Raw genomic sequence first — 12,622 nt, 5'->3', positions numbered from 1 at the left:
TGTCCAAGCCGACCGCGAACACCTGGTCGGAATCAAATAGCGCGAGTCTCCATCAGACCCAGGGCGCTTCAAGCCTTCAGATCCGTAGTGCTTTGTTGAACGTCTCCCCCTTCTACGGTGTCGCCGGTGACCAGGGGCTGTCGGTAGAGCTGCTGGAGGATGCCACTCACATGGTCGGGGTTCTGGTAGATCGTGACAGTCGGGGTTGGTGGGAGCATTGGATTGGGTTCAGGGACAGCTGCGCGGGGGGCTTGTTTGTGGGCCATACGATCCATCAATGATGGGGGAATATACCGAACATGGATTCATGCCCTTTCAGGCCAGGAATTGCGGGAAGCCATGGATGGTAAATACGGCTACATAGATTAGGGGCGGCAGGGTCACTGACGTGACTCCGCCGCCCCTATAACGTTCTGTATCAGTCTATGGGCTTTGTGAGTAGACCAATGGGATGGATCAGTGAAAGGTGGCTGACAAACAGGGCTTGGGTAGGGTTTGAACCGTTATGGCCCATATCCGATCGCAGCGGGCATTGTGATCCTACGACATCGGAGCATTGCTCAGATGTGGCGGCTAAGCTGCTCTTGTGGGTCCACTTTTCTCAGATAGGTTGGGATCTCACATCGTGCGTTGCGCTCAAATTAGTATGCTTCTTAAAATTGCCTAGACTCCACCGACACCAGGGTTCAGCCCGTCAGCTACCCGATCCCGGCGATCGGGTCATTAAATCGCCGGAATCAGATAAGGCTGAGGGTCAGCTTGACCGCGCTATCCCGACATCTGAGCAATGCTCAGATTGGACGGCCGATCTGCTCAGATAGGGCCACATTGCTCAGATAGGTCGGGATCTCACAGTGACTCAGAAGTCCCAGTCCTCATCCTCCGTGTTCACGGCCTTGCCGATCACGTAGGAGGAGCCGGAACCGGAGAAGAAGTCGTGGTTCTCATCCGCGTTCGGGGACAGCGAGGAGAGGATGGCCGGGGACACGTCCGTCATTTCCCGCGGGAACAGGGCCTCGTAGCCCAGATTGTTCAGTGCCTTGTTGGCGTTGTAGTGCAGGAACTTCTTGACGTCCTCGGTCCAGCCGACCGAGTCGTAGAGCGCCTCGGCGTAGGCCACCTCGTTGTCGTAGAGCTCGTCCAGCAGCTCGTACGTGTACGCCTTGAGCTCCTCCTGACGCTCCGGGGTCTCCTGCAACAGACCACGCTGGTACTTGTAGCCGATGTAATACCCGTGCACGGCCTCGTCGCGAATGATCAACCGGATCAGGTCCGCGGTGTTGGTCAGCTTGGCGTGCGAGGAGAAGTACATGGGCAGGTAGAACCCGGAGTAGAACAGGAAGGACTCCAGCAAGGTGGAGGCCACCTTCTTTTTCAGCGGGTCGTCACCCTTGTAGTACGTCAGCACGATGTCGGCCTTGCGCTGCAGGTGCTCGTTCTCGCGCGACCAGCGGAACGCCTCGTCGATCTGCTTCATGGACGACAGCGTGGAGAAGATGGACGAGTAGGACTTCGCATGCACGGATTCCATGAACGCGATGTTCGTGTACACGGCTTCCTCGTGCAGGGTCTTGGCGTCCGGGATCAAGGAGACCGCGCCCACGGTGCCCTGGATGGTGTCCAGCAGGGTCAGGCCCGTGAACACCTTCATGGTGAGGTCCTGCTCCTCCGCCGTGAGCGTCTTCCACGACTGGACGTCATTGGACAGCGGGACCTTCTCGGGGAGCCAGAAATTGGACGTCAGACGGTCCCAGACTTCGGTGTCCTTCTCGTCCTGGACGCGATTCCAGTTGATGGCCTCCGCCGGGTGGCGGAGCAGTTCGACCTTCTCGGTGGTCATGGCGCGCACTGGCTCCTTCGTGGATGGGGGTTCCCGCCCCGCTGGATGACGCCGACGGCGCTCGGCGGGCGAGCGCTGCACACCGGTTCTCGCGGGGTCGGCTGGCGCGCGGGACGACTTCCCAGGGTACTCCACTTCAGGCGGGAACGGACCGGGCTCGGCGCTTCGGTCGGGAACGGACCGGACGCAATGCCGCCCGCCCGATTTCGGACGGGAACGAACGGGGCCCGATTCCTTCCACCCCGGACCCATGGCGTCATGTTCCCTCAGGGTGAACCCCGTGTCGGGGTCCTTCCGTATGTGACGGAAGCCGTGCAGGATGAACGTACCGACCCGACACCGGGCTGGTTCACCTACCGGAAGGACACAGATCATGCCGGATCTCGGAGGACTCGCGGACAAGGCCAAGGACGCCGCCGGAAACCACCAGGACAAGGTCGACCAGGGCATCGACAAGGCGGGTGACGCCGTGGACGAGAAGACCGGTCACAAGTTCGAGGGCCAGGTCGATCAAGGCCAGGACGCCGCGCGCGATCGGCTCAGCGGCAATGAGTGATCTGCACCGCCGCGTGAGAACGGGGTCCCTTCCGATCGGAAGGGACCCCGTTCTCACGTCGGCTCGAGGGTGCGCCCCACGGGCTCAAGGGCTCCTCTCACGGACCGGTCACCCGCGCGGGGAGGACGCCGCGGCGTCGCCACCGCTCTCGCGGGTCTCAGGCCTCGTCCGCCTCCCGGGCGAGTGCCGTGAGTCGGGAGACCGCTCGGTAGTGCTTCTTCTGGTAGCCGCCGGCCATCATCTCCTCCGTGAAGACGCGGTCGAACGGCACGCCCGTGGAGAGGATGGGCAGGTCCCGGTCGTACAACCGGTCCGCGAGCACCACGAACCGCAGCGCTACCGCTTGCTGGTCGATCGTGCGCACCCCGCGCCACGCGATCGCGTCCAGGCCCTCGATCAGCGCACGGTAGCGCGAGGGGTGCACGCGGGAAAGGTGTTCCACGAGCGCGTCGAAGTCGTCGATCGCCACACGCCGACCCGCGAAGTGCTGTTCGACGGCGGCGTCGAGCGCGGCGTCGTCGGGCAGGGGCGACGGCGCGTTCGGCAGTCCGCGGTGACGGTAGTCCTCGCCGTCGATGCGCACGACCTCGAACTGGGAGGACAGCACCTGGATCTCACGCTGGAAGTCCTGCGCCGCGAACCGGCCTTCGCCCAGGGAACCGGGCAAGGTATTGGACGTGGCCGCGAGCTTGACGCCCGCGTCCGCGAGTTCGCGCATGAGCCGGGACATCAGCACGGTGTCCCCGGGGTCGTCGAGCTCGAACTCGTCGATGCACACGAGGGTGTATTCCTTCAAGGCGTCCACGGTGCGGCGGAACGTGAGCGCACCCACCAGGTTGGTGTACTCCACGAACGTGCCGAACGCCTTGGGCCCGGGCACGGCGTGCCACAGGGACGCGAGCAGGTGGGTCTTGCCCACGCCGAACCCGCCGTCCAGGTAGATCCCCTGCGCCGCGCCGGAACTCTTCTGCCCGCCGAAGAGTTTGGAGAAGAACCCGCCACCGGAGGCGCCGCCCCCGGACGCGCCCGCCGCGAAGGTCTTGAGCTTCTCGACCGCCTGTGCCTGCGAGGGCTGGGACGGATCCGGGCGGTACGTGTCGAACGACACCTCCCCGAAGCGTTCGGACGGGGTGAAACCGGCCAGCAGTTCATCGGCCGAGACGCGTGGATCGCGCTCCACGAGGTGTTCGATCTGAGTGCTCACGTGACAGGGCCTCCCGACCGGTTCCGGATCGCGCGCCGCGGCGGGCGCGCACCGGGACCGGTCCTGCGGTAAACGGACAGTACGTGGGACGCGCCGGGCGTTCCATTCTCCCCCGATGCTACCGGTCAGCCCGTGGTGAACACGGCGACCGCGTATGACGGCGCACGCGGGCCGGCATGCGCCGGGTGCGCGCGCACCACTACGCTGGAGAACGAGACGCGCACGGCACGTGCGTGCGCAGCGCCCACGACAGCACAAGGACAAGGAGAAGTCTCATGGCTGTAGAAGCAGAGCAGAACGACGCGTTCGCGCAGTACGCGCACCCGGAACGTCTGGTGTCCACGCAGTGGGTAGCCGATCACGTCGGCACGCCCGGCGTCGTCATCGTCGAATCGGACGAGGACGTCCTGCTGTACGAGACCGGGCACATCCCCGGGGCCGTCAAGGTGGACTGGCACACGGACCTCAACGAACCGGACACCCGCGACTACGTGAACGGGGAGCAGTTCGCCGAGGTGATGTCCCGCAAGGGGATCTCCCGCGACGACACTGTGGTGATCTACGGCGACAAGTCCAACTGGTGGGCCGCCTACGCCCTGTGGGTCTTCACGCTGTTCGGTCACCGGGACGTGCGCCTGATGAACGGCGGGCGCGACAAGTGGATCGCCGAGGGCCGCGAACTGACCACGGACGCGACCCCCGTGACCCCCACCGAGTACCCCGCGGTGGAGCGGGACGACTCCGTGATCCGCGCGTACCGCGAGGACGTGCTGGCCGCGCTGGGCACCACTCCCCTGATCGACGTGCGCTCCCCCCAGGAGTACACGGGCGAGCGCACCCACATGCCCGACTACCCGCAGGAGGGCACGCTGCGCGGCGGACACATCCCCACCGCGGCGTCCGTGCCGTGGGCCCGGGCCGCCGCCGAGGACGGGACGTTCAAGTCCCGCGAGGACCTCGACGCCATCTACCGCGACGAGGTCGGGCTCGGGCAGGACGACGACGTGATCGCGTACTGCCGCATCGGCGAGCGTTCCTCGCACACGTGGTTCGTGCTGACCCACCTGCTGGGCTTCGACAACGTGCGCAACTACGACGGGTCCTGGACCGAGTGGGGCAACGCCGTGCGCGTGCCCGTGGCGCAGGGTGAGGAACGCGGCGAGGCCCCCGGGGCCGCGCGGTGAGCACCCAGGACCTGCCCGAACAGTTGCGGGAGCTGGTGACCGAGTTCCACGAGGTCCCGGAACCCGACAAGCTGCAGTTGCTGCTCGAGTTCTCCCGTTCGCTGCCCGCGCTGCCCGCGCGGCTCGGCGAGCACCCGGAGGAACTCGAGCAGGTCACCGAGTGTCAGTCGCCGTTGTTCCTGACCGTGGAACTGGACGGGTCCGGTGCGGACGCACCGGTCGCCCTGTTCTTCTCCGCGCCGGCGGAAGCGCCCACCACGCGCGGTTTCGCGTCCATCCTGCACGAGGGGCTCAACGGCCTGCCGGCGTCCCAGGTGCTGGACGTACCCGACGACCTGCCGGAACGCTTCGGGCTGACCAAGCTGGTGTCCCCGCTGCGCATGCGCGGGATGTCCGCGATGCTCGGTCGGATCAAACGCCAGATCCACGCCCGGCTCGGCGAGTGAGCGCCGCGGGCAACCAGTCACGGATGGCCCGCTCATAGCGTTTGCGGTCGATGTTCCATTCCTTGGTGTGCCGGGCCCCGGAGAACCCCACGAAGTCCACGTAGGGACTGCGATTGGCAAGTTCCACGGACCCGGCCACCGGGACCACCTCGTCGTCCGTGGAGTGCAGGATCAGGGTGGGCGTAGTGATGTCCTCCCAGCGGGAGAGCCAGTCCAGGGCATGCAGGTCCAGGGGCGCGGCCAGCCCGGTGATCCGCGGGCCCATGCGGTGGGAGATCAGGTCCGCCGCCATGCGACCCACGCGCCGCGGGATGCGGTGGATCCGGGTCTGGTGAGCCAGTAGCTCGTACCAGTCCACGACCGGCCCCGTGAGCACCAGCGCTCGGATCCGGTCGCGGTACTCGGTCAGTTCGGTCGTGCGCAACACGATGGCCCCGCCCATGGACCACCCGAACAGCACGATGTCCGACGCTCCGTGGTCCAGCGCATAGCCGATCCCCGCCTGGATGTCCTCCCATTCGGTGAACCCGAGCCCGTAGCGCTGATCCGGGGTGGAGGGTGCCTCCTGGTCGTTGCGGTAGGACAGGATGAGGGAGTGCAACCCCAGTTCGTGGGCCACCCTGGCCCCGCGGATGCATTCCGGGCGCTGGGCGCCGCGGCCGTGCACCATGACCGCCCACGTGCCGGTGTGGTGTGTGGTGGCCGTGTCCCCGTCCGCGGGGATGACCCACGCGGGCGCGGGCCCCAGCGGCGTCTCCACGTGGATCTTGCCATAGGCCAACCCGGCGTCCGACGGTCGCGCGTACACGGTCCCGGTCCACCACCCGCGCTTGCCCACCGCGAGTTCCCCGCGGTACACGCGCTCCACGAGCCGCGTGACGGTGCCCCCGGTCTGGCGCACGATGAAGCCGATCCGCGCGAGGCCGCGACCGTCGTCGAACCGTAGGGCGTACGTCCCGGCGACCCGGGTGTCCGGGTTCGCGGGCAGCGTGATCAGTTCCTGTCCCGAGTTGGGGTCCTTCTCGAGCTTGAGCACCTGGACGTTGCCGGGCCGGGTGGACGGGGTGACCACGTGGCGCGCGACGAGCGCCGCCAGACCTCCCGACAACGCGAACGTCGCCGACGCCGCTCCGATACTCGCGGCGGCGCCCACCACCGCGCCGCGGCGCCACGAGCGCGCGTTCGAATCCTGCCCGGGGGTGATCAGGGTAGTCATGTCGTCATTCTGGCACGCGCCGATCACGGGGACCCGGATGGCGGGCCGGTCACCGCAGGCACCCCGAATACACGGCGCGCGCGAGCGTCGAACGGCGGCTACGCGAGGTCGTCCGGGCATAACCGGCGCGAACGCATGGTTGGACAGGGAGGAAGTCACATGACGACGAGAAGGAGGCGCCCCGTGACCACGGAGCCGAACCACGAGACGAGCGCCCGCACCGGCGGAGACCTGAGCCCGGAGGCCGCCGCGGCGCGCACGGACGCGCAGTGGCGTGAACAACTGAACCCGCTCGAGTACCAGGTACTGCGCCAGGCCGGGACCGAACGCCCCTTCACGGGCGAGTACGTGGACACCACCACGCAGGGCGTGTACGAGTGTCGCGCGTGCGGGGCCGAGCTGTTCCGCTCGGACACGAAGTTTTCGTCCCACTGCGGGTGGCCGTCCTTCTTCGCGCCGCTCGCGGAGGACCGGGTGCGCTACATCGAGGACACAACCATGGGCATGAAGCGCGTGGAGGTGCGCTGCGCGAACTGCGACTCGCACATGGGCCACGTGTTCGAGGGCGAGGGGTACGACACTCCCACGGATCTGCGCTACTGCATGAACTCGGTGTCCCTGCGTCTGGTTCCCGCGACGCAGGACTGAAGCGTCGATCCGACCCACCCCAGAACGACGCACGGCGATACGCACGAACGACACGAGGTCAAACGCGCGGTGAAGGATAACGGTGTGGTTACTGTGACCTTGTGGGAGCGGTAACCGAGCTGAACAGCACTCCGGACGTGTTTCGCGCAGTCGTGCAAGCCCTGGAGACTGCCCGCTTCCGCCCGGAGATCGCACTGCGCCGTATCGTCCCCCCGCACGGACTTGCTCCGCACGCGATCTCCTTCGCCGCGGAAGTCGTCCGGGGTCCCCATCGGCGCGACACCGCACCCGACCGGCCCCGCACCGCGGACGACGCACCGGCGGCCGGGCGTTTCGTGGTGTTGTACGACGAGTCCTGCCCGCAGCCCTGGGAAGGTCCCTTCCGGATCGTGAGCTGGTTCCGGTCTCGCACGGACACCGCCATGGGCCGGGACGACCTGCTGACCGACGTCGGCTGGTCCTGGCTCACGGACACGCTCACCCAGCACGGTGCGCAGTTCACCGCCGAGGGCGGTACGGCCTCCCGCACGGTGGAGCGCCACTTCGGCAGCCTGACCGAACATGCAGACTCCGCCCAGGTGGAGGTGCGGGCGTCCTGGACCCCGGTGCCCCACATCGGCCCGCCGCACTGGGCCCTGACCCACCTGGGTGCGTGGGCCCAGGTGTTGTGCACCGCCGCCGGTCTGCCACCCCATCACGAGGGCGTCACCTACCTGTAACCGGCCCCGTCATCCGTCCCGTCCGGCGGTGCGGATCACCCGCACCGCCGCCGATCCACCCTCCGAGGAACATCCCATCAACAGCAACGCCAAGGACCCCAGGCCCCCTCGAGCTCCGGAGCCACCCGAGATCGTGGTCCCCGGATTCGAGCATCTGCACATTCCCGCGACCGTGCATCTCACCGGCCCCGCAGAGGGGCTCCCCCGCGTGGTGGACACCGCCCGCGGCCTCACGCGCGCCGCGGAGCAACTGGCCGCGGCCACGGGTCCCGTGGCGATCGACACCGAACGCGCCTCGGGGTTCCGCTACGGGCAGCGCGCGTTCCTCGTGCAGTTGCGCCGCGAGGGCGCGGGCACGATCCTGATCGATCCCGAGGCCGTGGGGTCCCTGGCGGTCGTGAACGAGGCCCTGCGCGACGTCGAGTGGGTGCTGCATGCGGCCACGCAGGACATGCCTTGCCTCGCCGAACTGGACATGCACCCGGACCGGCTCTTCGACACCGAACTGGGCGGTCGGTTGCTCGGGCTGCGCAAGGTGGGCCTCGCCTCCATGACGGAGGAGCTGCTGGGATTCACGCTGTCCAAGGAGCACTCGGCGGTGGACTGGTCCCAGCGCCCGCTGCCCGTGGACTGGCTCAACTACGCCGCACTGGACGTCGAAGTGCTCGTGCAGCTGCGCTGGGCCACGGAGGATCGCCTGGTCCAGGCGGGCAAGCTCGACTGGGCGCTCGAAGAATTCGACCACATCCGCACCCTGCCCCCGCCCGCACCGCGCCAGGATCCGTGGCGGCGCACCCACGGCGCGGGCAACGTCCGTGGCCGGCGCAAGCTGACCGCGGTGCGCAATCTATGGCAGGCGCGGGAGTCGCTCGCGCGGCACAAGGACCTCGCGCCCACCCGGTTGCTCCCGGACTCGGCGATCGTGGCGGCCGCCAACGCGATGCCCCGCACCGTGCCGCAGCTCATGGCCACCCCGGGCTTCCACGGTCGCCTGGCCTCGCGCGAGGCCACCCGGTGGCTCACCGCGGTCCAGGACGCCCGCAACACCGAGGAGCCCGTCCCCGCCACGATCCCCTCCAACGCCCTCCCGCCGGTCAAGGGCTGGGATGCCAAGCGCCCGGAGGCAGCGGCGCGGCTCAAGGTCCTCAAACCCGCCGTGGCGGAACTCGCCGAGCACCTGGAGTTACCCACCGAGAACCTCCTGACGCCCGAACTGTTGCGCCGGTTCTGCTGGCAGCCCCCGCGTTCCACCGCCGACGACGCCGTGGCCGCCCGGCTGCGCGAGCTCGGCGCCCGCTCGTGGCAGGTCGAGCACGTGACGCCCGTGATCGGGGCCGCGTGGCGTGAACTGCGCTCGCGGCGTCGGGCGGAGAAGACCACTGAGGGGCACGAGTAGATCGAGGGCGCGGAACCGGCCGTGCACCGGACCGCTCCGGCCACGACACGACAGTGGCCGTGCACCCACGAAGGTGCACGGCCGTTGTCACGCGGCGGCGCGGTCACATGACCCGTGCCGCCCGTCGCATCAGTTCTTCATGTCCTTGGCGTCCGGACCCGGGTGCGCGGGCTTCATGTCCACCTCGTCCTCGGTCACGGCGGGCTCGGGCAGCTCGGCGCCCGAATGGTTCGCGGGCGTACCGGAATCCTGACCGCCCTGAGAGGCCTTCTGCTTCACGGCCTCGGCACCGCCCTGCGCCTTGTCCTTAACGGACGCGGCACCCTGGGCGGCCTTGTCCTTGACGGCGGCCGCGCCCTCGGAGGCCTTGGCGCCCACGGTGCCGGCGGCCTTCTGCGCGCCCTCGGCGAGCTTCTCGCCCACCACGGGGACCTCGGACTTGACCCAGTCCGTACCCTCGGAGACCTTGGCCTGGACCTTGGGGTCGTTCCAGGTGTTCAGCGCGCTCTCGCGCAGGGACTCGTAGCTCTTGCGACCGGACGCGGAGCCGACCACGAAGCCAATTCCGAAACCGGCGACGAATGCAAGACGTTTGATCATGGTGCCTTCCTTCCTGTACCGCGGACCGGGATCCACCCGTCCGCTCCTGGTCCCATCGTACTGAGGAAACACCCCGCCCCCGCGCCCCACGCCGCGCCGTGACCGGTCCTAGGATTGAAGCCACCGCGTCGAAAGGATCGCACCGCCATGACCGTCCCACCCCTGCCCGAGGACCCCGCCGCCCGGACCAAGACCCCCTCCCCCGCGTTGTTCACGCGCCGACGCGCCGTGGGTGCCGCCGGGATCGCCACTGTGGGCGCGGTCGGGTTGAGCGCGTGCGGTTCGGGCGGCGGATCTGACGACGACGCCGCGGCCACCCCCACCGCGCCGGCCACCCCCGTGGACGTGGCCGCCGCCGCGGACATCCCCGTGGGGTCGGGGGTCAAGGTGGACTCCGGTGGTGTGCAGGCCGTGGTGGGACAGCCCAGCGAGGGCACGTTCACCGCGTTCTCTCCCGTGTGCCCGCACGAGGGGTGCATCGTCAATCCCGCCAACCGGCAGTACGTGTGCCCGTGCCACAGCTCGGCGTTCGACATGGCCACGGGCGAGGTCAAGGGCGGGCCCGCACCCAGGGGACTCACTGAGTACCCGGTCACGGTGCGCAACGGGCGCGTCATCGTGGGCTGAACCGCGCGGGTCCGTTCGCCACGCACCGCAGCCGTCCGGCGGCAAACGGTCCGTGGAGCAGCGTCCCCGGATCCGCATTCGTGGATCAGCGCTGGTGGTTCAGCGTTCGTCGCGCGGTTGCTCCCCGGAGCGCGGCACGGTGAGCTGCGCGGCGTCTTCGGTCACCGGGCGCGCGTACGGGACCTTGGTGCCCAGGACGGACGCGAGCGTGTCCTGGGCGATGCGCTGGGCGGTCAACCCCGTGTGCTGCAGGATCTGCTCGCGGCTCGCGTGCTCGAGGAACTCGGTGGGTAACCCCACCTCGTTGAGCGCGGTGTCCACGCCCTGGGCGCGCATCTCCTGGCGGATGAGCGAACCGATGCCCCCGGCGCGCACACCGTCCTCGATCACCACCACGATCCGGTGCGTCGCTGCCTGCTCCACGACCGCCTGCGGCACGGGCAGCACCCAGCGGGGGTCCACCACGGTGGAGGAGACACCGTGGGCGGCGAGGCGTTCGGAGACGTCCAGCGCGGTGACGCACATGGCGCCCACGCCCACGATCAGCACGTCGCGGTGATCCACGCCCTTGCCGGAGGCCTCGCCGTTGCGGGCGAGGACGTCCACCCCGCCGCTCAGTCGCTCGAGGGCGGGCAGCGGCGCACCCACCGCGCCCTTGGGGTAGCGCACCACGGTGGGTGCGTCGGAGACGGCAACCGCCTCGCGCAGCTCCTCGACCATGGTGGCCTCGTCCCGCGGGGCCGCGAGGTGCAGCCCCGGCACGATCTGCAACAGTGCGAGGTCCCACATCCCGTGGTGGCTCGGCCCGTCCGGGCCGGTGACGCCCGCGCGGTCCAGCACGACCGTGACGCCCGCGTGATGCAGGGCCACGTCCATGAGCAGCTGGTCGAAGCCGCGGTTGAGGAACGTCGCGTACAGGCCCACGACCGGGTGCAGCCCGCTGAACGCCATGCCCGCGGCCATGGTCAGCGCGTGCTGTTCGGCGATCCCCACGTCCACGACGCGCTGCGGGTGTGCCATCTGCATCTTCTGCAGTCCCATGGGGATCAACATGGCGCCGGTGATGCCCACGATGTCCTCGCGCTCATCCGCGATCGCGGCGATCTCGTCGCGGAAGACGTGCGTCCACGAGCGGGCCGAGGCGGTGCTCGTGGGTTTGCCCGTGGTGGGGTCGATCACGGGCACGGAGTGGAACTGGTCGTTCGCGTCCAGGCGGGCGGGCAAGTAGCCGTGGCCCTTCTCGGTGATGGCGTGGACGATGACCGGGCCACCGAAGTTGCGGGCATTCGTGAGCGCTTGTTCCATCGCGGCGAGGTCATGGCCGTCCACCGGACCCACGTACTTCATGCCGAGGTCCTCGAAGATCCCCTGCTGGACCACCACGTCCTTGATACCCTGCTTCATCCCGTGCAGACCGCGGTACACGGCCTGGCCCAGGTGGCCCGAGGACGTCAGCAGGCGCTTAGCCTTCGCGAGGGTCTGCTCGTAGCGGCGGTCCGTGCGCACGGCGTCCACGCCCTGCTGCACGCTGGCCTGCAGCTCGCGCAGGTGGTTCGCGAACCCGCCCACGGTGGGCGCATAGGAGCGGCCGTTGTCGTTGACCACGATCACGACTTTGCGGTCCCGGTCCGAGGCGATGTTGTTCACGGCCTCCCACGCCATGCCACCGGTCAGGGCCCCGTCCCCGATCACCGCGACGGTGTGCCGGTCGTCCTGGCCCGTGAGCGCGTAACCGCGCGAGATCCCGTCCGCCCAGGACAGGGACGACGACGCGTGGGAGGACTCCACGATGTCGTGTTCGGACTCCGCGCGGGACGGGTAGCCCGCGAGGCCACTCTCCTGGCGCAGGGTGTCGAAGTCCTGGCGACCCGTGACGAGCTTGTGCACGTAGGACTGGTGCCCGGTGTCGAAGACGATCGAGTCCTGGGGCGAGTCGAACACGCGGTGCACCGCGAGGGTAAGCTCCACGACACCCAGGTTCGGCCCCAGGTGACCCCCGGTCGCGGAGACGTGGGTGATCAGGAAGGAACGAATCTCGGCGGCCAACTGCTCCATGGCCGCGGCGTCCAGCCCCCGTAGGTCTTCGGGTCCCTCGATGGTCTCCAGAAGCGTCATAGCCTGCTCTCCGTGGATGTCTCGTCCTCTTCGGGCCCGCACCGGACGGGTGCTCGTCCGGCGGGGGGATC

At 68.5% G+C, this 12,622-nt stretch carries 13 protein-coding genes; 8 read left to right on the top strand and 5 right to left on the bottom strand.

The genetic code is table 11. From position 1 onward, the window contains the following. Window positions 1-281: hypothetical protein (locus tag RF637_RS08020; RefSeq protein WP_368844543.1), on the top strand; the 281-nt coding region annotated here is incomplete at its 5' end. Window positions 282-859: 578 nt separating this feature from the next. On the opposite strand, the gene nrdF is transcribed toward RF637_RS08020, so the two are convergent. Beyond that, window positions 860-1,840, bottom strand: a complete 981-nt coding sequence (gene nrdF, locus RF637_RS08015) for a class 1b ribonucleoside-diphosphate reductase subunit beta (RefSeq protein ID WP_085105975.1) — start codon at window positions 1,838-1,840, stop codon at window positions 860-862. Window positions 1,841-2,213: 373 nt separating this feature from the next. Here nrdF and RF637_RS08010 point away from each other — a divergent pair, with 373 nt between their 5' ends. Continuing rightward, window positions 2,214-2,396: an antitoxin gene (locus tag RF637_RS08010; protein WP_144931817.1), complete on the top strand. Its 183-nt coding sequence runs from the start codon at window positions 2,214-2,216 to the stop codon at window positions 2,394-2,396. Between the two features lie 157 nt (window positions 2,397-2,553). Here RF637_RS08010 and zapE read toward each other — a convergent pair whose 3' ends face one another. Then, window positions 2,554-3,600, bottom strand: a complete 1,047-nt coding sequence (zapE, locus tag RF637_RS08005) for a cell division protein ZapE (RefSeq protein ID WP_144931816.1) — start codon at window positions 3,598-3,600, stop codon at window positions 2,554-2,556. Between the two features lie 275 nt (window positions 3,601-3,875). On the opposite strand from zapE, the gene RF637_RS08000 reads away from it, so the two are divergent. Further along, window positions 3,876-4,784 (top strand): sulfurtransferase, encoded by a 909-nt coding sequence (locus tag RF637_RS08000; RefSeq protein ID WP_144931815.1) that lies wholly within the window; start codon window positions 3,876-3,878, stop codon window positions 4,782-4,784. Beyond that, window positions 4,781-5,230: a SufE family protein gene (locus RF637_RS07995; protein WP_085105972.1), complete on the top strand. Its 450-nt coding sequence runs from the start codon at window positions 4,781-4,783 to the stop codon at window positions 5,228-5,230. The genes RF637_RS08000 and RF637_RS07995 overlap by 4 nt, the downstream gene beginning before the upstream one ends. Here the strand turns inward: RF637_RS07995 and RF637_RS07990 are convergent. Next, window positions 5,196-6,446: an alpha/beta hydrolase family protein gene (locus RF637_RS07990; protein ID WP_368844542.1), complete on the bottom strand. Its 1,251-nt coding sequence runs from the start codon at window positions 6,444-6,446 to the stop codon at window positions 5,196-5,198. The two genes, RF637_RS07995 and RF637_RS07990, sit on opposite strands and share 35 nt — an antisense overlap. Window positions 6,447-6,605: 159 nt before the next feature. Between RF637_RS07990 and msrB the strand changes: the two genes are divergently transcribed. The 3 genes from msrB to RF637_RS07975 all read left to right on the top strand — a co-directional run bounded on the left by msrB (window position 6,606) and on the right by RF637_RS07975 (window position 9,209). Further along, window positions 6,606-7,094, top strand: coding sequence for a peptide-methionine (R)-S-oxide reductase MsrB (gene msrB, locus RF637_RS07985; RefSeq protein WP_144931813.1), 489 nt, complete (start codon window positions 6,606-6,608; stop codon window positions 7,092-7,094). A 101-nt stretch (window positions 7,095-7,195) separates the two neighbouring features. Beyond that, the gene (locus tag RF637_RS07980; protein WP_085105970.1) at window positions 7,196-7,813 is read left to right on the top strand and encodes a DUF3000 domain-containing protein; all 618 of its coding nucleotides are present in this window, start codon (window positions 7,196-7,198) and stop codon (window positions 7,811-7,813) included. A 28-nt stretch (window positions 7,814-7,841) separates the two neighbouring features. Continuing rightward, on the top strand, window positions 7,842-9,209 hold the full coding sequence (locus RF637_RS07975; RefSeq protein WP_260849363.1) for an HRDC domain-containing protein: 1,368 nt from the start codon (window positions 7,842-7,844) through the stop codon (window positions 9,207-9,209). A 129-nt stretch (window positions 9,210-9,338) separates the two neighbouring features. On the opposite strand, the gene RF637_RS07970 is transcribed toward RF637_RS07975, so the two are convergent. After that, complete coding sequence (locus tag RF637_RS07970) at window positions 9,339-9,809, bottom strand: hypothetical protein (RefSeq protein WP_064846779.1); 471 nt, start codon at window positions 9,807-9,809, stop codon at window positions 9,339-9,341. Between the two features lie 147 nt (window positions 9,810-9,956). Between RF637_RS07970 and RF637_RS07965 the strand changes: the two genes are divergently transcribed. Further along, the gene (locus RF637_RS07965; protein ID WP_144931812.1) at window positions 9,957-10,436 is read left to right on the top strand and encodes a Rieske (2Fe-2S) protein; all 480 of its coding nucleotides are present in this window, start codon (window positions 9,957-9,959) and stop codon (window positions 10,434-10,436) included. A gap of 99 nt (window positions 10,437-10,535) precedes the next feature. On the opposite strand, the gene dxs is transcribed toward RF637_RS07965, so the two are convergent. Then, window positions 10,536-12,551, bottom strand: a complete 2,016-nt coding sequence (gene dxs, locus RF637_RS07960) for a 1-deoxy-D-xylulose-5-phosphate synthase (RefSeq protein WP_368844541.1) — start codon at window positions 12,549-12,551, stop codon at window positions 10,536-10,538. Between the last annotated feature and the right edge of the window lie 71 nt (window positions 12,552-12,622).

The sequence above is a fragment of the Kocuria sp. CPCC 204721 genome, assembly GCF_040980945.1.
Classification (GTDB): Bacteria; Actinomycetota; Actinomycetes; order Actinomycetales; family Micrococcaceae; genus Kocuria; species Kocuria marina.
The sequence above is the reverse complement of the archived record's forward strand: the minus strand, read 5'-3'. Positions and strand labels throughout refer to the sequence as shown.